Genomic DNA, 24,731 nt, shown 5'->3' with positions numbered 1-24,731 from the left:
CTTTCGGGGGGAGCCGTCATCCGAGGCAGGTGTGAGCAGCACCCGGACCTCGGGCGGAAGCTCGGCCGCCACGTGGGCGGGCACGTTCAGGATGCTGTTCGCGACCGGGCGCAGCCAGCCCGCGCGGTAGCCGCGCGACTGGCTGCGCCGCCGTTCGTCCTGTGTGCGGTTGGCGCCGCAGTGCGGGGACTGCGCGGGCTCGCTGTTCAGGGGCCACGGGGACGATCTCGTAGTGGCGTGAAACTGGTCGTCCTGCCGCGCCGACTTCAGCGGGCAGCGGCTGCCCGGGCACAGGACGCCGCGCTTCAGCGATCGGGCGGCCCCCGTCTCCGGTGCGCGGAACGCTGCATGTGGGCTCCGCGGGAGGGGCTTGCGAAACCTTGGTTAAGCTTGCTAACTTCTGGTTATTCCAATTAACCAAGGGAGAGAGACGATGGCCTCCATCGCCGCCGCGCCGCGCCGCGGACCACTGAACGTTCCGACCGTCGCCGGAGCCGGTTTCCTGGTCACGTGGGTGGCCGGGTTGTCGGTTCCGGTGCCCGCGCCCGGGTTCGGGGCGAGCGGCAGCGAGATCGTCGCGGCCTACGCGGGCCACGAAAGCGCGTCGACCGTGCAGTTCCTGCTCACCGAGGGCCTGCCCCCGGCCGCGCTCGCCCTCGTCCCGCTCGCGCTCGCCCGCGCGGCCGGGTGGTCGCGTGCCGGCCGGGTCGCGGCGGTCGCCGGGCTGGCGGCGGCGGTCGTCTCGTTCGCCCAGTTCCTGTTCGGGATGGCGCTGGTCGCCGCGTCGTCGCCCGGGGCCGCGCACGGTTGGCTGGAGGCGCTCAACCGCGCGGACGGCGTCAAGATGTTCCTGCTCGCCACCGTCGGGGTCGCGGGCGCCCTCGCGGGGGTGCTCCCGCGCTGGCTCGCCGCCACCGGGCTCGCGCTGGCCGTCGCGATCGCCGGGTCCGGCATCGGGTACGCGCTGCTGCTCACCGGCGTCGCTACGCTGGCCTACGTGTCGCTGCCCCTGCTGATCCTCTTCATCACCGGTGCCGGCATCGCCCTCGGCCGGAAGGCGGGGCAGCCGTGCCGCGCGCGGGGCTGACCCCCGAGCGGGTCGTCCGGGCGGCCGCGGACGTCGCCGACGAGGCGGGGCCGGAGAAGCTGACCCTCGCGGCCGTGGCGCGGCGGTGCGGGGTGTCGCTGCCCGGTCTCTACAAGCACGTCGACGGCCTGGACGCGGTCAGGCGCGGCATCGCGATGCTGGCCGTCGAGGAACTGGCGGCGCGGCTGGCGGCGGCCGTCGCGGGCGTGGCCGGACGCGAGGCGCTGGTGGAGCTGTCGGCCGCCTACCGCGGCTACGCCGCCGAGCGCCCCGGACGGTACGCCCTGAGCGTCCGGGCGCCGGCGCCCGGCGACACCGAGCACGAGGCGGTCTCCGACCGGGCCGTCGCCGTCGTCGCGTCCGCGTTCAAGGGCTACCGGCTCGACGACGGCGGCCTGGTCCACGCGATCCGCATGTGGCGGATCGCCTGCCACGGGTTCGTGACGCTGGAGCGGGACACCGCGTTCGGTCTGCCGGAGTCGCTCGACGAGACCTTCCGCCGCCTCGTCGACGCGCTCGACCAGGCGTTCCGCGAGGCGGCTCCTCAGCGGGCGGGCGAGCCCGGACGGCCCGCAGGGGGCCGATGACCGCGCCGCCCGCCGCACAGTGATCAGCGGGATTCTTCTCCGGGCGGGGGATGACCTTCTCCCCGGCACGGACTCCCGCCGCCCCGAGGGCCTTGTGACCCCAAAGGTTGCGGGCTGTCGCGGAGGCGGCGGGTGATGCGTTTGGTGCCGATCAGGGTTTGGTAGCGCGGGCGGGTTTCGAAGTCTTGCCAGGTCCACACTGCGGGGTGTCCCACCTCGGCGCACAGGTGCAGGATCTGGTCGTTGTCGGCGCAGACTCCTACGTGGGCGCCCCACGTGTTCTGGGTGGCGTTGAACAGGACCAGGTCGTAGGGGCCGGGCTCCGCTACCTGCTCGGTGAACTCCGTGTCGGCCCACAGCTCACTCGAACGCAGGTCGGGCGGGTCGAATCCGAACAGCCTGAGCACCTCGTAGGCGAACAGTTGGCAGTTGGCCCCGTCGGCGAGGCCGGGCTTGTCGGCCACCAGCGGCGCCCCCGGAAAGCGGGCGCCGACGTAGCGGGTGGCCCACAGACCGTCCGGCAACTTCTCCAGCACGGTCCCTCCCGCGATGACTGCGGCCCTGGCCTGTCGAGGAACGACCGTAACCACGAGCCGGCCGTGCGCCAAGTCGTCACACCCTTCGGGCGGGCGTGATCCTTTTCCGGGTGCGGGGGTGATCTTCACCTGGGGATCGACGGGGGTTGGGGTGCTGATCGTCACGCTGAGGTGATCACCGATCTTCGGTGGTCACCGATCGTGGGGAGAGACCCATGCGCCGCTCGGCCCTCGTTTGCACGCTCGCCGTCGTCCTGCCCGTCTCGGCCGGCTTTCTGGTCGCGCCCGCCGCCGCGCACACTCCGCGCCCGGACCGCGAGGCCCGGCAGCGGCTGGTGCCGCCGCCGCCACCGGACGCGGCCGCCGCCCGCACCCACCTCGGCGAGCTCGTGGTCGCGCCGGAGGGGTCCATGGACGGGTACTCCCGTGAGAAGTTCCCCCACTGGGCCACGGTCCAGGGCACCTGCGACACCCGCGAGACGGTCCTCAAGCGCGACGGTCAGAACGTGGAGACCAACTCCGCCTGCCAAGCCACGTCCGGCCGGTGGGAGAGCCCCTATGACGGGGGCGTCTGGACCGATCGCCAGGATCTCGACATCGACCACATGGTCCCGCTTGCCCAGGCCTGGCGTTCGGGGGCCGACGAGTGGACGACCGCTCGGCGCCGCCAGTTCGCCAACGACCTGGAGAGCAGCCAGCTGTGGGCCGTCACCGACAACGTCAACCAGGCCAAGGGCGACAAGGACCCGGCCCGGTGGAAGCCGCCCCTGACCTCCTTCTACTGCACCTACGCACGAAGCTGGGTCGACGTGAAATGGCGGTACAAGCTGAACACGGACGCGGCGGAGAAGAGCGCCCTGACCGACATGCTCACCACCTGCTGACCGCTCCGCCGCCCTGACCCCGCGCGAGCGCCGTGATCAGGGCGGCAAAAGAATACGATCAGCCATAGTGCAGTCGAGGCGAAGATACATCGACGCGGAAGTCGGTTTTGCCGGGCGCTCTCTTCTCTAGATTCGACTCTCGTCCATCCGTGCACCATTGACCAGCCCGGAGAACTGGATGAGAAAAGACTGCTTAGTCCGTAAATATCTCGACATGGGGGCGGCGGCCTTGGCGCTCGCTCCCCTGCTCGTCGCCGGGAGCGGCGTCGCGTCCGCGGAGGAGGCGCCGCCGGTTCGGGCGGGGGTTCCGCATGTGGTGCCTCCGCTCGGGCCCAGCCGGCCGCTCGACGCCACGCGCGTCGCAGTGGGGTTCAACCCCACCGTGGGACGCCTCGAATTCGACGATCCCGTCCGCCATGAACACGTCCTCTGCACGGGGGCAGTGGTGAGAAGCAACAACAGGAACCTGGTCATCACCGCCGGGCACTGCATGTCCAAGGGCGGTGAGAACCGCAAGTACGTGAACTTCAAGTTCCGGCCCGGCGCCTCCAAGGACGAACCGGCGCCGTTCGGGATCTTCGATGGCTTCAGGGCCAACAGCGTCAAGCGGTGGGGCGTGGACGGCGACGACCGCTACGACTTCGGCTTCGTCAACTTCAAACCGAACCAGCAGGGCCAACGGCTCGGCGACGTGGTCGGCGAGAACGGAATCGCCGTCAACGAGTCCTACGTCGCGACGCGGACGGTCATCTCCTACCTGGGCCCCCTGCTCACCCAGAAGGAGTGCTTCGGGGAGACGCGGGTCTTCCTGCCGCCGCCCGAGAGCAGGGTCAGGATCGACTGCGACTACCCCAAGGGAAGCAGCGGCGGCCCGTGGCTGAAGGACTACGACGCGAGCACGCATCTGGGCCTCATCAACGGCGTCCTCAGCCACATCGTCCATGACCCCACCTACAACCTGTCCCCCTACTTCGACGACGGGGTCTGGGAGCAGTACGAGCGCTCCGCCACCTACTGAGACGCGGCCCGTCCGGTCGCCCCCTCGCGGAAGGTGCGGGCGACCGGACGGGCCGGGGCGGGTCAGGCGACGTCCGGTTCCCTCCGGCGCTCGGCCCACTGGAGGGAGTGGCGGATGGCGTCCTCGACGGTGTACTCCGGCTTCCAGGCCAGCAGGTCCCATGCCTTGGCCGGGTCGACGTAGGCGCCGACGACGTCGCCGGGGCGGGCGGGGGCGTCCTCGGCCCGGAAGGAGTCGCCGACGACCTCGCGGAAGGCGGCGACGAGCTCGCGGACGGTGGTGCCGTCGCCGGTGCCGAGGTTGATCACCTCGTGGCGGGCGTGGTCGCCGGCCGGCGGGATGACCGCGTCGAAGCGGGCGGCGGCCGCGTGGAAGGCGCGGGCGATGTCCCAGACGTGGATGTAGTCGCGGATCGCGGTGCCGTCACGGGTCTCCCAGTCCACCCCGGTGATCTTGAAGGGGACGCCGAGCGAGTAGCACTCGATCATCTTGCCCAGGGCGTGGGTGGGCTTGCTGTTCTGCAGGCCGGTGCGCAGCCGCGGATCGGCGCCGATCGGGTTGAGGTAGCGCAGCGAGATGACGCGCAGACCGTACGCCTTGCAGAAGTCCTGCAGGAGCAGCTCCGCCATCATTTTCGAGCGCGTGTAGGGGTTCTGCGGTTCGAGCTCGGACGTCTCGGAGACCGAAAGGTCGGCCTCCGGGCGGTACATCCCCGCGGTGGACGCGAAGATCATCCGATCGCAGCCGTTGCGGACGAGGTGGCCCGCGAGATCGAGGGTCCTGGACAGGTTGACCCGGTAGTAGCGCAGCGGGTCCGCCATCGAGTCGGGCACCACGATCAGCGCGGCGCAGTGCACGGTCAGCGCGATGTCGGGATGGTCGCGGAAGATCTCGTCGACCAGGTCCCCGTCCCCGATGTCGCCCTGGTAGAAGACCCTGCCGTCGGTGAACTCGCGCCGTCCGGTGATGAGGCTGTCGAGCACCACGGGGGTGGCGCCGCGCTCGGTGAAGGCGGAGGCGATCGTGCTGCCGATGAAGCCGGCTCCCCCTGTGATCAGCACTTTCATGTGGCATCCCTGCAGGCCAGTGCGTCCCCTGAAGTTTCAGCCACAGGATGAGCAGGCGACCGCGGGCGGTCAATGTCCCGCGACCGCGGTGACCGGGTCCGGTCTCGCGTGAACCGGCCGGGGCCGGCCGCGTCCGCGCACGAGCCTTCCCCGGAGCCGCGGCCCCGAGAGGCCGCGAGTCGGGCCCCGGGCAATCGGACGGCCGAAACGAAGTACAGCGTTTGCAGGATCCGCCCGGGCCGCTCAGCGGTCATCGTCGGTGCATGGAACCGATCCGTGTCCTCATCGTGGACGACCACGCGCTCTTCGCCGAGGCGCTCGCGGCGCGGCTGGGGCGCGAGCCCGACCTGGTGATCCTCCCGATCGCCGCCGACGTGCGGCGCGCGCTGGCGCTGACCGCCGCCGAGCGCCCGCAGGTCCTCGTCCTCGACCTGACGCTGGACACGGAGAGCGGGCTGGACGTCCTGGAGCGGGTCCGCAAGCGCCACCCCCACGTCCGGGTCGTGATGCTGACCGCGATGAGCGACGTGGACGCGATGGTGCGGGCGGTCCGGACCGGCGCCGTGGCGTGGGTGGAGAAGACCGAGAGCGCCGATCTCGTCGCCCGGGTGATCCGGTCCGCGGCGCGGCAGGGCGGCTGGATCCCCCCGGACGTGCTCGGCGAGGTGCTGCGGAGGCTGACCGAAGGCGGCGGCGGTGGCGGGCTGATCGCCGAGCTGACGCCGCGGGAGCGGGAGGTCCTGCAGTGCATGGTGGACGGCCTCGGCCGCGCGGAGATCGCCGAGCGGCTGGGCCTGTCGGCGAACACCGTCCGCACCCACACGCAGAACCTGCTGGCCAAGCTCGACCTCCACTCCGCCCTGGAGGCGATCACCCTCGCGATGCGCGCCGGCATGCGGCCCGCCTCGGACGACTACTGAGCGTGGGGAGCGCTCTGGTGCAAACGGCGTAGACCGGGGTCGTCTTTTGCGTGATTCCTCCGGCGGGGCGGCTTCCTACGCTCGGCCTTGACGGAGCCGGAGGGGAAGACCTTGGAGATCGACGAAGTCGCCGCGCGGGTGGTCCGGAGCTACTGGGCGCTCCTGCTGGTCATGACGGTCCTCCCCCTCGTGCTGGTGGGCCTGGCGATGAACGGGCGGGAGCCGCCCTACACGGCCGGAACGCGGTTGCAGGCGAGCAGCAGGGCGACCGACGCGGCGCCCGGGGACGCGGGCGTGTCCATCGTGGTCAGCCAGGTGAAGGCGTTCGCGACCAGCGAGAACCTGCTGGGCGGGGTCCTGCGGCAGCAGCGCGTCGACCGGTCCACGCTGAAGACCGCGAAGGCGATCGGGGTGACCGGGCTCGGGACGTCCACCGTGGTGGAGCTGTCGGTGAAGGACCGGGACCCGGCCGTGGCGCGGCGGCTGGCCGACGCGATCGGCGCCGCGGTCGTCAAGGAGATCAACGAGTCCAACCAGGGGTCGGTCCGGCGGCAGATGGACGGCATCGACAAGCGCGTCCGGGACCTGGAGAAGAAGCTCGGGCCGCTGTCGCGGCGGGCGGGCGCGCAGCCGAACCCCGACATCGGCGCCGCCAACGAGCGCGAGCGGGTGCAGGCGGAGCTCACCGACCTGCGGTCGAACCGGTCGGACCTGCAGACGCAGCTGTCGTCGGCGGGGACGGCGTCGGTCGTGCAGCCGGCGGTGCTGGCGCCCCGCACGAACCCGGTCGTGATGACGGCGGCCGTCGCGGGCCTGGTCGGGCTGGTCGGCGGGATCCTGATCGCGGTGGTGACGGAGACGGCGCGTCCCACGATCCCGGGGCAGCGCCGGGTCGCGCGGCGGCTCGGGGTGCCGCTGCTCGGCTGGGTCGACCGGGAGCCCGAGCAGCTCGCGGACCTCGGACGGCGCATCAGGCTCGCCGTGAAGAAGGAGGGGGTCGGGCGGATCGCGCTGGTCGGCGCCCCCGGCCCGCTGCCCGCCGACCTGGTGTCGTCGATCGCGTCCGCGGTGTACGGGGACGAGACGAAGGTCGTCACGGCCCGCCCTGGAGACGACGACCCGGACGGCGACGGCGGCGAGGGCGGGACGTCGCCCGACGGCGGCGGGCCGGGCGAGAAGAGCGGCACGGCGGTGGCCCGTGCCGGCGGCGGCATCGCCGTGATGACGAAGAAGTCCGAGATATCTCCTTCGGAGACCGGCCAGGCGGCCCCGGTGCGCCGGCTCTGCCACGTGCACGCCTTCGAGGAGATCGATCCGGGTGCGGACGACGAGGTCGGCGTGGTCGTGGTGGTCGGTCCGGTGACGCGGGCCGCGGGGCTGGAGACCGTCCGCGACCTTCTCGCCGCGTCCGGCTGGCCGCTGCTCGGCGTCGTCGCCGCATCCCGGAAGATCAAGGGGTGACCAGATGAGTTCGTCCGTTCCGTTCACGGTTCCGCCGGTGTCCGGCGAGGCGGCCGACGCCGTCGTCAAGGTGCTCGACTCGGGGTGGATCACGACGGGGCCGCAGACGGCCGCGTTCGAGCAGGAGTTCGCCGACCATCTGGGCGCCGCCCACGTCGTCGCGGTCTCCTCGTGCACGGCCGCACTGGAGCTGTGCCTGCGCGCGCTGGACCTTCCGCCGGGCTCGGCGGTGCTGACGCCGAGCCTGACGTTCTGCGGTGCGATCAACGCGATCCTGCACGCGGGGCACCGGCCCGTCCTCGTCGACATCGACGAGGACACGCTGGTCCCGAGCCCCGCGACGGTCGCGGCGGCGGCCGGCCGCGCCGCTCCCGCGGCGATGGTCGTCCAGAACCAGGGCGGCTACCCGGTGGACGTCGCGGCGCTCGCCGAGGCGGCGGGCCTCGACCGGACGAAGATCGTCGAGGACGCGGCGCACGGGCCCGGCGCCGGGCGCGGCGGAGAGCCGGTCGGGTCGGAGTCGTTCGCGGCGTGCTTCTCCTTCTACGCCACCAAGAACATGCCGATCGGCGAGGGCGGCGCGGTGGCGTCGAGCGACGCGGAGTTCGCCGACCGGGTCCGCGCGATGCGGATGCACGGGATGAGCAAGGACTCCTGGAAGCGGTACCTGCCCGGCGGCAGCTGGCGGTACGACGTGAGGACGGTCGGGCTGAAGGCCAACATGACCGACGTCCAGGCGGCGATCGGGCGGGCGCAGCTCGCGGAGCTGCCGGGCTGGCAGCGCGACCGCGCCGGGATCGTCGCCCGCTACGACGCGGAGCTCGGGGGCCTGCCCGGCCTCGTCCTGCCGCAGCGCGACCTGGACGGCGTCCAGCACGCCTGGCACCTCTACCAGGTCCGGGTGCCGGACCGGGACGCGGTCAGCGCCGAGCTGGAGGCGGCGGGCGTCGCGACGTCCGTGCACTTCATCCCCGCGAACCAGATGACGGCCTACCGGCGGATCCTGGGCACCGAAGAATGCGGGCGCGTGCCGGTGACCGACCGGGTCGGTGAAGAGCTGCTGTCGCTTCCGCTGTATCCGGGGCTGACGGCCGACGGCGTCGGACGCGTCGTCGCCGCGCTCTCCGCCGCGCTGCGGAACCGGAGCTGACCGTGCGCGGACGAGGCGGGTTCCGGCCCCGGCCCTCCCGGCCTGCGCGGCGCCGGTGAGCACCCCGGAGAAGCTCAGGGTCGCCACGGTGATCACCCGGTTCAACGGGGGCGCCGGCCAGGTCGCGCTGAACGGCGCGCTGGCGCTGCCGGACGGCGGCTACGAGCGCACGATCGTCACCGGCGGCGTCGGTATGGACAGCACGGCCTCCTCCACCGGCAACGGCGTCCTCTACGGGGAGGAGGCCGTCGCCAACGCCGCCGCCGGTGACCTCACCCGCCAGGCGCACGCGGCCGGGATGGAGATCGTCCAGGTGGGGCCGCTGGTGCCGCAGGTGTCGCCGCGCGACGACCTCGCCGCGCTGCGGACGCTGACCCGCGTCCTGGCGGAGGGGCGCTACGACGTCGTCCACACCCACAGCGCGAAAGGCGGCGTGCTCGGGCGGATCGCGGCGGCCCGCGCGGGCGTCCCGCGCATCGTCCACACCTGGCACGGGTTCCCGTTCAACGAGTTCCAGTCGCGGGCGCGGCGACACCTCTACATACGCCTCGAACGGGTCGCGGCCCGGCGCACCGACGCGTTCCTCGCGATCGGGTCGGAGACGGTGACGACGGCGCTGCGGCTCGGGCTGACCACGCCGGAGCGGGTCCGGCTGTCCTGGCCGGCCGTCGACACGGACGCCTACGCGGCCGAGCCCGGCTCCCGCGCGCAGGCCCGGCGCCGCCTCGGCCTGCCGCTCGGCGTGAAGGTCGTCGGGTCGGTCGGGCGGCTGACGTTCCAGAAGGGACCGGAGATCTTCGCCAGGGCGATCGCCCGGCTGCCCGACGACGTGTTCGGCCTGTGGGTCGGCGGCGGCCCGATGGCGGGCGAGATGGAGAGGCTCACCGCCAGGCTCGGCATCGGTGGGCGGATGCGCTGGCTCGGGCACCGCGGCGACGTCGCCGACGTGCTGCCCGCGTTCGACGTGATGGCGATGGCGAGCCGCTGGGAGGGGCTCCCGTGCGTGCTGGTCGAGGCGATCGTGGCGGGGATCCCGCTGGTCGCGACGGCCGTCCCGTCCAACCAGGACCTCGTGCTCGCCGGGGAGACCGGGCTGCTCGTCCCGCCCGGGGAGCCGGCCGGGCTCGCCGCCGCCGCGGCGGCGCTGCTGGACGACCCGTCCGGCGCCGCGCGGATGGCGGAGCGGGCCCGGGCCAGGGTCGGCGCGTGGTTCTCGCCCGGAGACCTCGGGACCGTCCTGGACGAGACCTACCGAGGCGACTCCCGCCGCCCATGACCACGGTCATCGAGGCCCCGCCCGCGCCCGCGCCGCCGCCTGCGCGGCGCGGGCGGCGGACGGCGGCCGCCGTGCTGGTCGCGGGCATCGCCTCGCTGCCGATGCTGATGCCCGCGGGCCTCCCGCCGGGCCCCGGCAACACCGGGCTGCCCGACCTCGCGCTGGTCGGCCTCATCGCGACGACGCTGGTGTGGGCGGGCCGCCGCGGGCTCCCCGTCCGGTGGCCGTTCCTGATCCCCACCCTGATGACGATCATCGCGGGCGGGGTCGCCGCCGTCGTCAACGAGGCGGGCGCGCTCACCCTGCTCAAGGACATGTTCGTGCTGCTGTGGGCGGTGAGCATCGCCAACCTCGGCCGCGACCCGGCGCTGCTGCGGGTCGCGCTCCGCGCTTTCGTCCGGATCGGGACGGGCTACGCCGCCGTCATGATCGTCGGCTTCGTGCTGGGGATCGAGGCGCTGTCGGGCAAGCAGGTCGACGGCGAGCGCGCGATGTTCACGTTCGGCGACGCGAACTACGCGTCCAACTGGTTCATCTGCGTGTTCTTCGTCGCCCGCGCGACCCGGTATCCGCGGGGCCGCGGGAGACGGTGGGCGGTCTGCGGCGTCCTGCTCGCCGCCGAGCTCCTCACCGGCTCGAACGGCGGCCTGCTCGCGCTCTGCGTCGCGGTCCTGCTCGGCTTCCTGTTCCGGCTGTTCCGCGAGGGCCGGGCGCACCACGCGATCGCCGTCGGCCTGTTCGCCGCGTTCGTGGGCGGGGCCGGAGTCGCGGTCGTCACCCAGGTCGACGTCCAGCCGTACCTGGACCGGGCCGGCCAGGCGTCCCCGATCCTGCGCGACTCCATCGGGCGGACGACCGGGGAGAGCACGAACTCGCGCGGGACGGTCCTCGCCACCACCCTCCAGATGATCGGCGACCAGACGCACCCGTGGGGCATCGGGCCCGGCCGGACCGAGGCGCAGATGCTGGTGCGGCAGGAGACCTACGTCCGGGAGGCGCACAACGACTACGTCGCCGCGGTCCTGGAGCGCGGCTTCCTCGGCGGCGTCGCGCTCGTCGTCCTGGTCTTCGTCCTGCTGCGCACGTGCGTCCGAGTCGCCCGCCGGGACGCGCTGACCGGCGAGTACGCGCGGCTCGTCCCGCGCCCGGAGCTGTTCGGCGCGCTCGTCGCCGTCTTCCTCGTCTCCGGCCTCTTCTACGAGACGCTCCACTACCGGCACGGCTGGGCGATCTTCGGGCTGATCGCCGCGCTCGACCTCTTCGGACGCCGGGGCGACTCCCCCGTCCGCCGGGCCGGGTCACGACCGCGCGCGAAGCCGGTGCCGATCCCGTCGAGGACCGGCCGGGCGGTGAACGGCCGGGCGGTGAACGGCCGGGCGAATCTGAACGGCGCGCCGGTCGCCGCACCGCCGCCCCCGAAGCCCGAGGGCCGGACGGGGAGCACGCGGCGCAGGCTGCTGGCGCTGGTCGCGGGGAACGTGGCGGGGCGGGTCGGCGCGCTCGCCTCGCTCGGCGTGGCGACGATCCTGGTGGCGCGGATCGGCGGGCCCGCGCTCGTCGGCGCCTTCACACTCGTCCGGATCCTGCCGGGGCTGCTGTGCCAGCTGGCCAGCGCCGGATTGCCGGGCGCGGCGCCCTTCTTCCTCGCCCGGGGCGGCTACGACCAGAGCCGGGTGCGGCCCACGCTGGCGTGGCTGACGGTGATCGGAGCGACGGTCTCCGGCGCCGGCTGGCTGGCGCTCAGCCCGCTGGTCTACCTGGTGTTCTTCAAGTCGTTCGGACTCTGGGTCGCGGTCGCCGCCGCCGCGCCGTCCTTCACCCAGGGCTTCGTCTCGGTCGGCAAGGGCCTGCTCCAGGGGACCGGCGACCAGCCCGGCGCGAGCCTCGCCATCGCCGTCGAGGAGTTCGTGTTCCTCCCGATCTACCTCGTGCTCCTCACCGGCTGGTACGGGCCCGGCGCGCTGATCACCGGCCTGGTGCTCGCCGACGTCGCCGCCGCCGCGTGGATCGCCCGGCGGCTCGCGCGGCGCGGGTTCTTCGCCGGGTGGGGGCGCCCCGACCGGCGGCTCGGCCGGTCCATCGCCGGATACGGGCTGCGCGGCTACCTCGGCCAGCTCATCGACCTGCTGCAACTGCGGTTCGACATGGCGCTGCTCGGCGCGCTCGCCGGGCCGAAGGTGCTCGGCGTGTACACGGTCGCGAGCAAGTTCGCCGAGCTCGTCCAGCTCCCCGGGCTCGCGGTCAACTACATCCTGTACCCGGACTTCGCCAAGGAGGACCGGGACACCGCGATCAGGCGGACGTCCCGCCTGATCCTGCCCGCGCTCGGCGTGTCGGCCCTGGCCGCGCTGCCGCTCGCCCTCGCCGCCGGGACCGCGCTGCCCTGGATCTTCGGCGACGTGTTCGACGACGCGGTCGTGCCCACCTACATCCGGCTCGCAGGCGTCGTGACGTTCGGGGTCACCGGCCTCGTCATGGCGTGCCTGTACGGGGTCGGACGGCCCGGCGCCGCGTCCGCGGGGCAGGGCGTCGGGCTCGCGGTCGTCGTCGTGCTCGGCGCGGTCCTGATCCCCGCGCACGGCGCGGTCGGCGCCGCGGTCGCCACGTCCGTCTCCTTCGTCGCCACCACGGCGGCGCTGCTCGTCCTGTTCCGGCGCGCCGGGAAGGCCGCGCCCACGCCCCCCGCACCCGAACACCAGGGGTGATCATGTCCGAGTTCGCGAGCCGTCCCGTCGACACCTCCGACGGCGTCCCCCCGTCCGCGGCGCGCCGCGTGCTGGACGTCGCCGGCGCGGCCGCCGGGCTGCTGGTGCTCAGCGTCCCGCTGCTGGCCGTCTACCTGCTGGTGCGGCTGTCCAGCCCGGGGCCGGGCGTGTTCCGGCAGACCCGGGTCGGGCAGGGCGGAAGGCCGTTCACCATGTACAAGTTCCGGACGATGCGGCAGGGCGTCGGCGGTCTCGCCGTCACCGCCAACTGCGACCCGCGCCTGACGAGGACCGGGAAGATCCTGCGCCGGTGGTCGCTGGACGAGCTGCCCCAACTGGTGAACGTGCTGCGCGGCCAGATGACCCTCGTCGGGCCGCGCCCGGAGACCTACGACCTCGCCGTCCACTACGACGCGCGGTGCCGCTGGGTCTTCGACCACCGGCCCGGCCTGACGGGCGTGTCCGAGGTCCGGTTCCGCGACTTCGACGTGCTCGGCCCCGGCGAGGAGGTCGACCTCGCCGGCTACATCGAGCGGATCGTCCCGGCGCGGGTCGCGGTCGACGCCGTCTACCTGCGGGACCCGTCGATGCGGGCCACGTTCGGCGCGCTCTGGGACACCGTCAGGCACCTTCTCGGCTTCACGGTCCCGCCCCTGCGGGTGGACGCCGCCGGGGCCGTCCGCGAGACCGCCGCCGAGGGGGCGCGGGAGCAGCCGGTCCGCGCCGCCGAGGAGCCCGGCTCCGCCGCCTGACCATCGCCTTCGGGGAGTGACGCGGGATGGACGTCCAGGACGCCCGGTTCAAGATCGCGGCCGTCGCCACGGCGGTGGTGCTGGCGGCCGGTTTCCTCTTCCACCTGCACCGGACGTCCGGCGAGCGGCCGTACCGGGGGCCGACGGCCGCGCCGGGGACGCCCGCCACCGAGCCCGGGAGGACCCGCCGGATCGCGCTGAACACCCAGCCGTCCGACTATCCCCGGCTCCGGTCGCTCGGCTACGACCTGGTGGACGTCGAGGCGGACCCCTCGCTCGTCGCGGGGGTGCCCGCCGGGATGCAGGCGCTGCTCTGGGTCGGCAACTTCACCTGCGGCGACTTCGAGCTCGGCTGGGACGCTTTCACGCGGGCCGTCCAGCGGTTCGGGCGCGACCCGAAGGTGTACGGGTGGTACCTGTCGGACGAGCCGAACACCGGCGACTGCCCGGAGGTCGCCGGCGAGATCGGCCGCCGGGCCCGGTACATCGAGCGGAACGCGCCCGGGCAGATCTCGTTCGTCTCGCTGACCGACTGGCCGATGAAGGCGTTCACGCCGCGGCGCGCCGGCGTCGACCTCGTCGGCCTGGACCCCTACCCCTGCAAGGGCTCGCCCGAGGCCCGCGGGCGCTGCGACATCGGGGCGATCGACCGGATGGTGCGGATGGCGGACGCCGCGGGCATCCCGCGCGCCCGGGTGGCGCCCGTCCTGCAGACGTTCGGGCAGAGCTGCGCCGAGGGCGACCGGCAGTACTGGATGCCGACGCGGGCCCAGTTCCGCGCGATCCTCGCGCGCTGGGACCGGCTCGCGCCGCGGCCGCCGCTGGAGATCTCCTACTCCTGGGGGCGGCAGAGGGAGTGGGCCTGCCCGACCCTCGCGGACGCCTCCGGCGGCGCCCATCCCGACCTGCAGAGCCTCATGAGGGCCCGCAACACGGCGCGCTGAGAGGTCAGTGCCCGTCGGGCTGGTCGGCCACGGCCGGATGCGAGTTCGACGGGACCGAGAATTCGAGCGACCCCAGCCTCAGGGCCAGGACCTCCATCACACCGACGGCCAGAATCAACGCGACGGCCACCAGGCCGAGCTTCCTGCGGTTCAACCGCGCACCCCTTACAACCCCCGGACGAGCAAGCAAAAAATTTAACACGGCATGATCTATCTTCTGTTCCGGATCTGCCCGTTTCTCACCCTTCGTAACGCCTTTGTGATCCTGCGCAGTCCCGTGCAGTTCCGTGCCGCCCCGCACGGTTCCCGCGGCGCGGTCAGATCGGGCGGCTGGTGAGGTTGGCGGCGCGGGCGTTGAGGCACTCGCCGGTGGCGAGGTCGAAGGCGAAGTTGTGGGCCAGGCAGTGGATCCGGCCGTCCCGGACGACCGCGCCGACCGACAGGTCCTCGCCGGCGTGCGGGCAGTAGCGCGGGATGTCGTAGCGGACGCCGCCGTCGGCGACGACGATGCGCTCGCTCTCGTCCCGTCCGGTCTCGTACGCCTCGACGGCGTTCAGCGCCGGCGCGTTCGCGTGCTTGAGCAGCCCGACCAGGTGGTCGTTGTAGACGTCGGGGTCGCGGTAGAGGCTGAGCCGGAACGAGATGAGCAGGTCCTCCCACGCCATCCGGCCGGTGAGCACGCCGTCCAGCCAGCGGGCCGCCGTGGTGATCCGGTAGTGCGGGCGGACGTCCGGGGACGCCTGCGCCACCGTGAGGCCGTCCGGCGAGAAGTCGACGTCCCAGACGCCGCCGTTCGGGCCGGTGACCTCGAACCGGACGGTCATCGCGATCCGCCGGAGGAAGTAGTCGCTGAGCCCGCCGAGGTGCGCGAAGTGGGCGGTGAACCGGTCGAACAGGTCCGGGCCGGGCTCGGGGTGGTCCGCCAGGACGGCGGCGATGGCGTCGGCCCGGTCGGCGGCGTAGCGCCGGAGGTAGTCGCTCCGGGCGGCGTCGGCGAAGGAGAACTCCGCCGAGACCGGGTCGCGGGTGATCTCCCCGGTGTCCAGGTCGACGGCGTCGCCCGGCCTGAAGCACTCCCAGCGCTGCGCCGGGAGATGCTCGCGCAGCCAGGCCGTGGCGACCTCCGGGTCGCAGAACGCGCCGTCCGCCTGGTCGAGCACGCTGTTGAGATGGTCGACCTCGGCGTCCAGGAAGCACGGCGGCCCGGCGAACGGCGCGGCCAGCGCGGGCTCGGTCTGCCGGACCAGCCGCTGCGCCGCGCGCAGCTTGGAGACGCGCTTGGCCATCGAGACCTCGGCCATCTCGGCGTCGGAGTACTCGTAGCAGATCGGGTGCCAGGACGCCCCGGACGTCTGGAGCGCCATCAGGTCGAGCCGGCCGCCCGCCATGTGCCTCGCCCGGCGGGCCTGCGCGGCGGTGAGCCTCGCGTCGTTGCAGTGCAGGATCCCGCGGCCGTCCGCCACGATCAGAAAGGCGGCGTCGTGGCACATGGGCGACAGTTCCGGAATGACGGTGATCCAGGAGCCGCGATCATCGAGCGCGAATTTCTCCCAGGGCCGGATCTCGATTACCCGCCGCCCGCCCGCGGCGGCCGCCATGCGCTCCCGGAAGGCGGGTCCGGGATAACACGGAATCAGGATCCGGGTTCGGACGGGAAGGCGCTCGATGACCCACGGGTCGAAATGGTCGAGATGCTCGTGCGAGACCGCCACCCAGTCGGCGTCGAGCAACGGCGCGAGATCCAGGTGATCATTTCTCGGATACTGGTGCCAGGCGCCGAGAAAGGCCCCGGTCGGAGCGAACCACGGGTCCGCGAGCAGATGGAACGCGGCCGCGTCCACCGCCACCCCCGCATGCCCGATAAATGTGACAGTCGGCATGTCCAGACTGTCTCTCCGCGATCCCGCCGGCACACCCGCCGAAGTGCGTAAAGGGGCTACGCCGTCAGCATGAAAGGGATATTCGCACGGTCTTGATTTGTCGGTCGAGACGTCCAAAAAATAGATCGAGTTTACCCCCGACAGGGAATGACCACTTCCGGACAAAAGGGGTATTCTGCTGGGAGCGCCGCTGGACATCCGCGGGGCGGCCGGGCGATCGTCGATGCGGGTGCTGGAATAGCGGGCGGTGGTCGTCATGAACAACGGGCGGGCTCGGTCTACCCGAGCGGACACTCCCGCGGGCGTGAGGACGCTCGCGGGTACGGGCGTCCGGGAGGGCAGGCGCCACGACCACCGCGACCGGACGGGCGCGTCCGACCACGGCGGGCAGCAGCTGTGGCGGCGGCGGCTGCGCCACGACATCCGGCACGAGTTGGGCACGATCATCATGCTGGCCTCGGCCGTCGCCGTCGCCGACGACGTCGGCGACACCAGCCGGGCCCGCATCGAGCAGCTGCTCGGCGAGACCCGGTGGCTCGACCACCTGCTGCGCCGGCTCGACGAGGACGACGACCGCCCTGCGCCCGCCCCGGAGCGGATCCGGGTGGACGACCTCACCGCCGAGGTCGTCACCGGGATGCGGCTCGTCACCGCGCACGAGATCCGCCTCACCGCCGGCGAGGCGTGGGCGCACCTGGACCCGGTCGCGCTCTGGCGCGCGGTCCGCAACGTCCTGGAGAACGCGTGCCGCGTCGCGGAGGGACGCGTGGACGTGCTCGTCGAGGCGGTGCAGGGGCGGCTCGTCATCCAGGTCGACGACGACGGCCCGGGGTTCGGCGCGGCCTGGGGGGCGCCGGCGGGGCGGGGCCCGGCCCGGCCCGGCCTGGCGTCGCTGGGACTCGGCATCGTCCACGACCTCATCTCCGGGTACGGCGGCTCCCTGGAGATCGACACCTGCGCGATGGGCGGCGCGCGGGTGCGCATGCTGCTGCCGGCGGCCCCGCCCCCGCGCGACCGCGCGGCGGGCGCCCTCGCCGACGGGCACTCCGACGACTGGCGGCCGTACCCATGAGGGTGGTCATCTGCGACGACCACGCGGTCTTCGCCGAATCGCTGTCCCTCGTGCTGGCGAACGCCGGGCACAGCGTCGTGGAGGTGACCTACTCCCCCGCCGAGGCGCTGCCCGCGCTCCGGGCCGGGCGGCCCGATCTCTGCCTCATCGACCTGCACTTCCCGTCCGGCACGGCGCTCGACTGGATGCCGCGGCTGCGCGGCTCGTCCCCGCGGACGAGGTTCGTCGTGCTGACCGGCTTCCTGGAGCGGCCGGTGCTGGAGGCGGGTCTCGCGGCCGGCGTCCGCGGGTTCGCGCACAAGGGGCAGCAGACCGGCGACGTCCTCGCCGTGCTGCGCCGCGTCGCCGACGGAGAGATCGTCGTCGACCAGGAGCTCCGGCGGGGCGACGGCCGGCGGCACGACCAGGCGCGGACGTTCGCGCGGTTCCTCACACCGCGGGAACGCGAGGTGCTGACGCGGCTGGCGCGCGGCGAGTCCACCCAGATGCTCGCCAGGGCGATGGGGGTCACGCGCAGCACGGCGCGCAGCCACGTCCAGAGCGTGCTGAGCAAGCTGGGGGTGCACTCGCAGCGGGAGGCCGTGATCGAGGCCGCCCGGCACGGCCTGGTCAGCGTGGAGACCGGAGAGTGGCTCGCGGGATGACCGGCACGCGGTTTCGGGGGGAATCCCGGCGGGCACGGCCGAATCCGGCCCTTCAGGGTGCGGCCGCAACACGTTAGCGTCTGCCTGGTAGAGGAGGTTCCCATGCCTCAACGGCGAGGCACGCTGCCCGTCTCCGACGCGGGGGTCCTCGACTGCCCGGACGCCTACGCGCGCGGGGTCCCCTACGAGAGCCTCGAACGGCTCCGGACGCGGACGCCGGTGGTGTGGCTGGACGGGCGCACGGCAGGACGGCCGGGCGCCTGGGCCGTCCTGCGCCACCGCGACGTCCGGCATGCCCTCACGCACCCCGAACTGTTCTCCCCGCAGGTGGACGGCGTCGTGCACGGGCCGGTGAGCGGGGACGAGCCGCCGGGCGAGGCCGCGCTGATCGACATGGACCCGCCGGTGGAGGCGATGCTGGCGCGGATCCCGCCGGGCGAGCCGGTCGACTTCGTCCGCGAGGTCGCCCGCGACCTTCCCGAGACGCTGCGCAACACCCTCGCCGGCGGCCTGCACGCGCTGCTGCGCCACCCGGCCGAGTACGTCCGGCTCCGCGAGGGGCGGCGGGACGACCGGCTCCTCGACAGCGCGGTCGAGGAGATGCTGCGCTGGTGGACGCCGGTGCTGCACGTCCGGCGCACCGTGCGGCGCGGCACGGTCATGGGCGACGTGCCGCTGCTCGCGGGCGAGGAGCTCATGCTGTGGCTGGTGTCCGCGAACCACGACGACGAGGTGTTCCCCGAGCCGGGGCGCTTCGTCCCCGACCGGTTCCTGGGGGACGCCCCGCCCCACCTGTGCTTCGGGTTCGGGCACCGCGCGTGCCTGGGCGCGCGGCTCGCGCGGGTGCACCTGCGGGCCCTGCTCGTCGCGCTGTTCGAACGCCCCGGGCTGCCGCGGGCGGCGGGCGAGCCGGTGATGCTGCGGTCGAGCGCCCGGCACGGGTTCGCGCACCTGCCCGTCCGCTGGGTCCGCTGAACTTTTCCCGCCCCCCGGTCGTAGTAGATGCGTGGGACTCACGAGCCCGGGGACGCTGAGCCTGCTCGTCCTGCTGGCCTTCGGCTGCATGGCCGCGACCGTGCGGGCCTGGCCGCGCGCCGCGGCGCCGGGGCCGCGCGCCGCGGCCGCCCGCGCGCTGATGCTGCTGGGCTGCCAGTTATCGGTCCTGCTCACCCTGGTCGCGGCCCTGAACGCGCACTACCTGTTCTACGGGTCGTGGACGGACCTGCTCAGCGCCGCGGGCGGAGGGGGCCAGGGGCACCGGCCGCCCGGCGGGAACGCGGCCGCCGCGACGCAGGTCGTGCGGACGGTGCAGGCGGGCCTCGACCCCGGGCCGCGCGCCGAGCACGTCCCGGCCGAGGACGGCCAGGTCGAGCGCCTCGACATCCGCGGCGTCCGGACGGGCCTGGCGTCGCAGGCGTACGTGTACCTGCCGCCGCAGTACTTCCAGCGCGCGTACGCCGGCCGCCGCTTCCCGGTGGTGATCCTGCTGGCCGGGTACCCGGCGGCGGACCGGCTCGTGTGGATCCGCCAGGGGCACGTCCCCGAGGACGCCGCGCGGGCCCAGGCACGGGGGCGGATCCAGCCGATGATCTACGTGATGACGCGGCCGACCGTGGTGCGGGGGTGGGACACCGAGTGCGCCGACGTGCCCGGCGGGCCCCAGGTCGAGACGTTCTTCGCGCAGGACGTCCCCGAGGCGGTCGCCGAGACCTACCGCGTGCCGCGCGACCGGAGCGGATGGGCGCTCGCCGGGTACTCCACCGGCGGGTTCTGCGCCGCGAAGCTGGCGATGCTCCACTCCGACAAGTTCTCCGCCGCCGTCAGCATGGCCGGGCACTTCGACGCGCTGATGGACCCGACCACCCGCGACCTGTACGGCGGGAGCAGGGCCGTGCGGGCGAGCGACGACCTGGTCTGGCGGCTGCGGCACCTTCCCGCGCCGCCGGTGTCGATCCTGGTGGCGTCGGCGGACGCCGGCGAGAAGACGTTCCCGTCGGCGGAGAGGTTCATGCGGGCCGCGCGCCCCCCGATGGTCGTGGACAAGGTGCTGCTGCGCAGCGGCGGCCACAACTTCAAGACGTTCCGCAAGTACATCCCGCCGTCGATCAGGTGGCTGAGCGCGCGGCTGCGGGGCGGGTGACGTGGAACCGGTCAGCGCGACGCTCATCGGCCCCGTGTGCCTGCTGGCGCTGGGCTGCGCGGTCGCGGTCGTCGTCCTGTGGCGGCGGCTCGCGGGGGCGGGGGTCCGGGCCGTGCTGGCGCGCTCGGGGCTCCTGCTGGCCGCGCAGGCCGCGCTCACCGCGTCGATCGTGCTGCTGGCCAACCGGTACTTCGTGTTCTACGCGACGTGGAACGACCTGCTCGGCAACGATCCCGCGCGCCTCCGGGTCGAGCACGTCCAGCCGCGGCGCGCGGCGGGACCCCTCGTGGAGCGCACCGCCACCGGCCTCGGGCCGAAGCGGGCGGGCCACGGCGCGGACCCCGCCAGGGACGGACGGGTCGACCGCCTGACCATCCACGGCACACGCAGCGGCACCGAGGCCGAGGCGTACGTCTACCTCCCGCCGCGGTACTTCCAGCGAGCCGGGCCCCTGCCCGTGGTCGTCCTCATGGGCGACGGCGCGCCCACGGACCGGCTACGAGACGCCGACCTCCTCCGGGCCGCCGGAGGGACGCAGCCGATGGTGTACGCGGTGGTCCGGCTCCACGGAGCCGCCGACTGCATGGACGTTCCGGGACGGCACGCCACGCTCGGCGAGACCTACCTGACGCAGGACCTTCCGGAGTCCCTGGTCTCGCAGTACCGGGTGGCGGAGGCGCGCGAAGGCTGGGGCTTGGCGGGGACGGGCGACGGCGGCTGGTGCGCGGCGCGGCTCGCCATGGTGCGCTCCGACCGGTTCGCCGCCGCCGCGAGCCTGGGCGGCCGGTTCGGCGCGCCGGCCGGCGACCTCTACGGCGGCAGCGAACGCTACCGGCTCGGCGACGACCTGCTGTGGCGGCTCCGGAACGTCCCGCCGCCCCCGGTGTCGATCCTGGTCGCGGCCGGGAGGAACGACGAGCAGGCCCGGCGGTTCGCCGCGCTCGCGCGCCCGCCGATGCGCGTCGAGTCGTCCCCGGTGGACGGCTCCCCCTCCTCCGGCTCCGAGGTCCCGCCCGCCGTGCAATGGCTGGGGGCGCGGCTCCGGATACCTCCCGGGGAGTAGGGGCGCTGACTCCTCTGGGCCGACGTGGCGCCGAGGGCCCATGACTTAACGTGCAGGAATGAGCACTTCGCCGCCGCGTTGGCCGCGGCCCGCCGCGTGGCCGGTGTGGATCGTCCCGCTGCTGGTCGCGTTCCTCCAGGTGGCCGGGTCGCTGGGCGCGCAGGGCGACCGGTCGCCGGGAAGGCGGCCCGGCGGCCCGCCCTGGGAGCACGGGGGCGACTCCCTCGGGCACACCGACCTGGACGCGCTCGGCTTCGCGCTGCTCCTCGCCGGGCCCGTCCTGCTGCTGTACCGGCGCCGGCACCCGGTCTTCACGGTGTGCTCCATCGCGGTGGTGACCGCTCTGTACTTCCTGCGGGCCTACACCTACGGCCCGGCGCCCCTGGCCCTGGCCGTCGCGATGATGGCCGCCGTCGTCGCCGGGCACCGGCTGCTGGTCTGGGCGGGGACGGGCGTCGGCCTCGCCGCGTTCTTCGGACTCACCGCGCTGATCGGCGTCCCGGCCGCCGAGCGCGGGCAGGGCGGCCCGTTCCCCGTGGAGGAGCCGACGCTCGGCGGGTCGGGCTTCGTGGTCGGCTGGGCGCTGGTCGTGCTCGTCACCGCGGAGCTGATCCGGATGCGCGGCCAGCGCGCCGCCGAGACCGCCCGCACGCGCGCCGAGGAGGAGCGGCGCCAGGCCAGCGAGGAGCGGCTGCGGATGGCCCGCGAGCTGCACGACGTGCTCGCGCACAACATCTCGATGATCAACGTGCAGGCGGGCGTGGCGCTGCACCTGATGGACGAGAACCCCGAGCAGGCCCGGACGGCCCTCGCCGCCATCAAGGACGCCAGCAAGGAGGCGCTCACCGAGATGCGCGGGGTGATCGGCGCGCTGCGGGCGCAGGGCGAGACGGCGCCCCGCGCCCCGACCGCCGGGCTGGACGGGCTGGACGACCTGCTGGCCCGCGCGCGCTCCGCGGGGCTGGACGTCGACGCCGAGGTCACCGGGGAGCGGCGGCCGCTGCCCGCCGGAGCCGACCTGGCCGCGTTCCGGATCGTCCAGGAGTCGCTGACCAACGTGACCCGCCATGCCGGGCCCGGCCCCGTGACGGCGCGGGTCCGCATCGCCTACGGTGAGCACGAGATCGTGGTGGAGGTCGAGGACGACGGCCGGGGCGCGTCCCCGCTGGACGACCGGCCGGCGGGAAGCGGGATCCGCGGCATGCGCGAGCGCGCCGCCGCGCTCGGCGGTGCGTTCGACGCCGGTCCGCGGCCCGGCGGCGGGTTCGGCGTGCGGGCGCGGCTGCCGCTGGACGCCGATCCGGCCGGGCCGCAGGAGGGTGGGCGATGATCAAGGTGCTGCTGGCCGACGACCAGGTGCTGGTGCGGGCCGGGTTCCGGGCGCTGCTGGACGCGCAGCCCGACATCGAGGTCGCCGGGGAGGCGGGCGACGGCGAGGAGGCGGTGGCGCTGGCCCGCCGGCTGCGTCCCGACGTCATCCTGATGGACATCCGCATGCCGGGACTGGACGGCCTGGAGGCGACCCGTCGGATCGCCTCCGACGAGCGGCTCGACGGCGTGCACATCGTGATCCTCACCACGTTCGAGCTGGACGAGTACGTGTTCGAGGCGCTGCGCGGCGGCGCGAGCGGCTTCCTGGTCAAGGACACCGAGCCGGTGGAGCTGATCCACGCCGTCCGGGCCGTCGCGGACGGGGACGCGCTGCTGTCGCCCAGCGTCACCCGGCGGCTGATCGCCGAGTTCGCCGCGCGGGCCAAGGAGCCCGCGCCCTCGCCGCGGCTGAACGCGCTCACCGACCGGGAGCGGGAGGTCATGGCGCTCGTCGGCGAGGGACTGTCGAACGAGGAGATCGCGGCCCGGCTCGTGGTGAGCCCCGCGACGGCGAAGACGCACGTCAGCCGTACGATGGTGAAGCTCGGGGCGCGCGACCGGGCGCAGCTCGTGGTGTTCGCCTACGAGTCGGGGCTGGTCAAACCGGGCTGGCTGCCCTAGAAATTTTACTCTGCGGCGATTCACTGTTGTCGTCCGCAGGACCATGACAGGGTGGACGGCGCAGGCCGTCACCGACGTGAGGGAGTCCGGTGCCGCACGACGCGAGGATTCTGGCCGTCGACGACCGCGAGGAGAACCTCACCGCCCTCACGGCGGTGCTGGACGCGCTGCCGGTCGAGGTCGTGCCGGTCACCTCCGGGCAGGCCGCCCTGAAAGAGCTGCTGAACGACGACTTCGCGCTGATCCTGCTCGATGTCGTGATGCCGGAGATGGACGGGTTCGAGACGGCCGAGCACATCAAGGCCCGGCCGCGCACCCGGGACGTCCCGATCATCTTCCTCACCGCGGGCGGCGGCGCCGGCGAGCAGGCGTTCCGCGGCTACGCGGCGGGCGCCGTCGACTACCTCACCAAGCCGTTCGACCCGTGGCTGCTGCGCGCGAAGGTGTCGGTGTTCGTGGAGCTGAACCGCCGCAACCAGCAGCTCCAGCAGCAGGCCCGGCTGCTGCGCCAGACGCTGGACGACGGCGAGAACGCCCCGGCCGGGTGCGACCGGCTCCTGGCGGCCCTGGACCAGCGGGTCGCCCGCATCGAGGCCGACGTCGCGCGGCTGCGGTCCGGCGAGCCCGCCGACGGGCTCGACGCCCATGTCGCCGATCTGCGGACGGCGCTCGACGCCCTGGCCGCGGGCGGCTGACCCCCCCGCATCCCTTGCGAGGGCGGGGCTCCCGCGCTCGTCAGCGGCCTACTCACCGTAGCCGTTCGCGGGCTGCGCGCCGCCGGGGCGGACGTCTCCCCAAGAACATGATCTTGCAGGTCAGCGAACTGGAATCTTTTACCTTCGGGGACACTTGTCCGGTTTGTCGCAAGTAAGTACTTGAGGGTAACTTGCACTCTGCGTCACACCAGTGACCAGCGTCACCGCGGTCCCCACCCGGACCGCGAACCCCCGGAGGCCCCCATGACCCCCTCGTCCGACGCCGCGCTCGGCCGCGTCCGCTGGAAGCGGTTCGCCGCCATCGCCGCCCCCGCCGCGATCGGCGCGGGCGCGCTGGTCCTCATGACGGCGCAGGGCGCGGTCGCCTCCTCCTTCGCCGTCTCCGGCGGCAGCTTCAAGGTCAGCGCCGACTCGCTGAGCGGGCAGGGCTTCGTCCAGTACGGCGGGGTCGACGAGAGCGAGGACGGCGCCAAGCACCCCGTGCAGATCTCCGCCATCAGGTCCGCGCAGATCCGCGACATGTGCCAGTCGGTCAAGGTCGGCCCGTTCACCCTGCGGCTGACCGCGGGCACCGGCGCCAAGCCCGTGGAGGCGAGCGACCTCGTCCTGGACGTGGAGCAGCTCAACGCCGACGCCACGTTCTCCGACATCGAGATCGGCCGGGACGCGAGCACCCTGGACAGGGGCCCCGGCGGCGCCCGCGGACCGGCGGGCATGTTCGGGCAGCAGGCGTCCGCGATCGAGCTCCGCAACGTCAAGCAGGTCGCGTGGGCGACCACCGCCGGGACCTTCAAGCTGAACAACCTCAGCATGAAGCTCGGCGCCGAGTGCTTCTGA

24 protein-coding genes are annotated in these 24,731 nt (G+C 73.5%); 20 read left to right on the top strand and 4 right to left on the bottom strand.

The features are described 5' to 3' along the window. Window positions 1-433: 433 nt before the first annotated feature. Both ACQEU6_RS36255 and ACQEU6_RS36250 read left to right on the top strand, forming a co-directional pair. Window positions 434-1,087 carry a hypothetical protein gene (locus ACQEU6_RS36255; RefSeq protein WP_499338090.1) on the top strand — a complete coding sequence of 218 codons (654 nt, stop codon included), beginning with the start codon at window positions 434-436 and terminating at the stop codon, window positions 1,085-1,087. Continuing rightward, window positions 1,069-1,674: a TetR/AcrR family transcriptional regulator gene (locus ACQEU6_RS36250; RefSeq protein WP_499338088.1), complete on the top strand. Its 606-nt coding sequence runs from the start codon at window positions 1,069-1,071 to the stop codon at window positions 1,672-1,674. The genes ACQEU6_RS36255 and ACQEU6_RS36250 overlap by 19 nt, the downstream gene beginning before the upstream one ends. Window positions 1,675-1,697: 23 nt before the next feature. Here ACQEU6_RS36250 and ACQEU6_RS36245 read toward each other — a convergent pair whose 3' ends face one another. Continuing rightward, window positions 1,698-2,210 carry a hypothetical protein gene (locus ACQEU6_RS36245; RefSeq protein ID WP_499338086.1) on the bottom strand — a complete coding sequence of 171 codons (513 nt, stop codon included), beginning with the start codon at window positions 2,208-2,210 and terminating at the stop codon, window positions 1,698-1,700. 215 nt (window positions 2,211-2,425) lie between these two features. Between ACQEU6_RS36245 and ACQEU6_RS36240 the strand changes: the two genes are divergently transcribed. Both ACQEU6_RS36240 and ACQEU6_RS36235 read left to right on the top strand, forming a co-directional pair. Continuing rightward, window positions 2,426-3,094, top strand: a complete 669-nt coding sequence (locus ACQEU6_RS36240; protein WP_499338084.1) for a GmrSD restriction endonuclease domain-containing protein — start codon at window positions 2,426-2,428, stop codon at window positions 3,092-3,094. 445 nt (window positions 3,095-3,539) lie between these two features. Next, a complete protein-coding gene (locus ACQEU6_RS36235) occupies window positions 3,540-4,112 on the top strand; it encodes a trypsin-like serine peptidase (protein ID WP_499338083.1) in 573 nt (190 codons plus the stop codon). Window positions 4,113-4,174: 62 nt separating this feature from the next. Here the strand turns inward: ACQEU6_RS36235 and galE are convergent, their stop codons facing one another. Further along, entirely contained in the window at window positions 4,175-5,179 is a 1,005-nt protein-coding gene (gene galE, locus ACQEU6_RS36230) for a UDP-glucose 4-epimerase GalE (RefSeq protein WP_499338081.1), read from the bottom strand. Between the two features lie 263 nt (window positions 5,180-5,442). Between galE and ACQEU6_RS36225 the strand changes: the two genes are divergently transcribed. From ACQEU6_RS36225 to ACQEU6_RS36195, 7 genes are all read left to right on the top strand, one after another. Beyond that, the gene (locus ACQEU6_RS36225; RefSeq protein ID WP_499338079.1) at window positions 5,443-6,099 is read left to right on the top strand and encodes a response regulator; all 657 of its coding nucleotides are present in this window, start codon (window positions 5,443-5,445) and stop codon (window positions 6,097-6,099) included. A 111-nt stretch (window positions 6,100-6,210) separates the two neighbouring features. After that, window positions 6,211-7,560, top strand: coding sequence for a YveK family protein (locus ACQEU6_RS36220; RefSeq protein WP_499338078.1), 1,350 nt, complete (start codon window positions 6,211-6,213; stop codon window positions 7,558-7,560). Window positions 7,561-7,564: 4 nt separating this feature from the next. Then, window positions 7,565-8,710 carry a DegT/DnrJ/EryC1/StrS family aminotransferase gene (locus ACQEU6_RS36215; protein WP_499338076.1) on the top strand — a complete coding sequence of 382 codons (1,146 nt, stop codon included), beginning with the start codon at window positions 7,565-7,567 and terminating at the stop codon, window positions 8,708-8,710. Window positions 8,711-8,765: 55 nt separating this feature from the next. Then, window positions 8,766-9,986 (top strand): glycosyltransferase, encoded by a 1,221-nt coding sequence (locus ACQEU6_RS36210; protein ID WP_499338075.1) that lies wholly within the window; start codon window positions 8,766-8,768, stop codon window positions 9,984-9,986. After that, entirely contained in the window at window positions 9,983-12,691 is a 2,709-nt protein-coding gene (locus ACQEU6_RS36205) for an O-antigen ligase family protein (protein WP_499338074.1), read from the top strand. Before ACQEU6_RS36210 ends, ACQEU6_RS36205 begins: the two co-directional genes overlap by 4 nt. A gap of 2 nt (window positions 12,692-12,693) precedes the next feature. Then, the gene (locus ACQEU6_RS36200) at window positions 12,694-13,443 is read left to right on the top strand and encodes a sugar transferase (RefSeq protein ID WP_499338073.1); all 750 of its coding nucleotides are present in this window, start codon (window positions 12,694-12,696) and stop codon (window positions 13,441-13,443) included. Window positions 13,444-13,469: 26 nt separating this feature from the next. Further along, window positions 13,470-14,387: a hypothetical protein gene (locus tag ACQEU6_RS36195; protein WP_499338072.1), complete on the top strand. Its 918-nt coding sequence runs from the start codon at window positions 13,470-13,472 to the stop codon at window positions 14,385-14,387. A 4-nt stretch (window positions 14,388-14,391) separates the two neighbouring features. Here the strand turns inward: ACQEU6_RS36195 and ACQEU6_RS36190 are convergent, their stop codons facing one another. Beyond that, window positions 14,392-14,541: a hypothetical protein gene (locus ACQEU6_RS36190; RefSeq protein ID WP_499338070.1), complete on the bottom strand. Its 150-nt coding sequence runs from the start codon at window positions 14,539-14,541 to the stop codon at window positions 14,392-14,394. Window positions 14,542-14,704: 163 nt separating this feature from the next. Continuing rightward, the gene (locus tag ACQEU6_RS36185; RefSeq protein ID WP_499338068.1) at window positions 14,705-16,267 is read right to left on the bottom strand and encodes a Rieske 2Fe-2S domain-containing protein; all 1,563 of its coding nucleotides are present in this window, start codon (window positions 16,265-16,267) and stop codon (window positions 14,705-14,707) included. 304 nt (window positions 16,268-16,571) lie between these two features. Here ACQEU6_RS36185 and ACQEU6_RS36180 point away from each other — a divergent pair, with 304 nt between their 5' ends. From ACQEU6_RS36180 to ACQEU6_RS36140, 9 genes are all read left to right on the top strand, one after another. Beyond that, on the top strand, window positions 16,572-17,339 hold the full coding sequence (locus ACQEU6_RS36180; RefSeq protein ID WP_499338067.1) for a sensor histidine kinase: 768 nt from the start codon (window positions 16,572-16,574) through the stop codon (window positions 17,337-17,339). Beyond that, window positions 17,336-17,983 (top strand): response regulator, encoded by a 648-nt coding sequence (locus ACQEU6_RS36175; protein WP_499338065.1) that lies wholly within the window; start codon window positions 17,336-17,338, stop codon window positions 17,981-17,983. Before ACQEU6_RS36180 ends, ACQEU6_RS36175 begins: the two co-directional genes overlap by 4 nt. Before the next feature lie 102 nt (window positions 17,984-18,085). Further along, window positions 18,086-18,958 carry a cytochrome P450 gene (locus ACQEU6_RS36170; protein WP_499338063.1) on the top strand — a complete coding sequence of 291 codons (873 nt, stop codon included), beginning with the start codon at window positions 18,086-18,088 and terminating at the stop codon, window positions 18,956-18,958. Between the two features lie 31 nt (window positions 18,959-18,989). Then, window positions 18,990-20,123, top strand: coding sequence for an alpha/beta hydrolase (locus tag ACQEU6_RS36165; RefSeq protein ID WP_499338061.1), 1,134 nt, complete (start codon window positions 18,990-18,992; stop codon window positions 20,121-20,123). A 1-nt stretch (window position 20,124) separates the two neighbouring features. Then, on the top strand, window positions 20,125-21,186 hold the full coding sequence (locus tag ACQEU6_RS36160) for an alpha/beta hydrolase (protein ID WP_499338059.1): 1,062 nt from the start codon (window positions 20,125-20,127) through the stop codon (window positions 21,184-21,186). A gap of 58 nt (window positions 21,187-21,244) precedes the next feature. Continuing rightward, on the top strand, window positions 21,245-22,516 hold the full coding sequence (locus ACQEU6_RS36155; protein WP_499338057.1) for a sensor histidine kinase: 1,272 nt from the start codon (window positions 21,245-21,247) through the stop codon (window positions 22,514-22,516). Then, window positions 22,513-23,178, top strand: coding sequence for a response regulator (locus ACQEU6_RS36150; RefSeq protein WP_179837366.1), 666 nt, complete (start codon window positions 22,513-22,515; stop codon window positions 23,176-23,178). The genes ACQEU6_RS36155 and ACQEU6_RS36150 overlap by 4 nt, the downstream gene beginning before the upstream one ends. Before the next feature lie 89 nt (window positions 23,179-23,267). Next, window positions 23,268-23,873: a response regulator gene (locus ACQEU6_RS36145; protein WP_499338055.1), complete on the top strand. Its 606-nt coding sequence runs from the start codon at window positions 23,268-23,270 to the stop codon at window positions 23,871-23,873. Window positions 23,874-24,137: 264 nt separating this feature from the next. Continuing rightward, window positions 24,138-24,731 (top strand): DUF6230 family protein, encoded by a 594-nt coding sequence (locus ACQEU6_RS36140; RefSeq protein WP_499338053.1) that lies wholly within the window; start codon window positions 24,138-24,140, stop codon window positions 24,729-24,731.

The sequence above is a fragment of the Spirillospora sp. CA-108201 genome, assembly GCF_050936235.1.
Lineage (GTDB): Bacteria > Actinomycetota > Actinomycetes > Streptosporangiales > Streptosporangiaceae > Spirillospora.
Note: the sequence above shows the minus strand (reverse complement) of the source record. Positions and strands in the feature narration are given on the sequence as shown.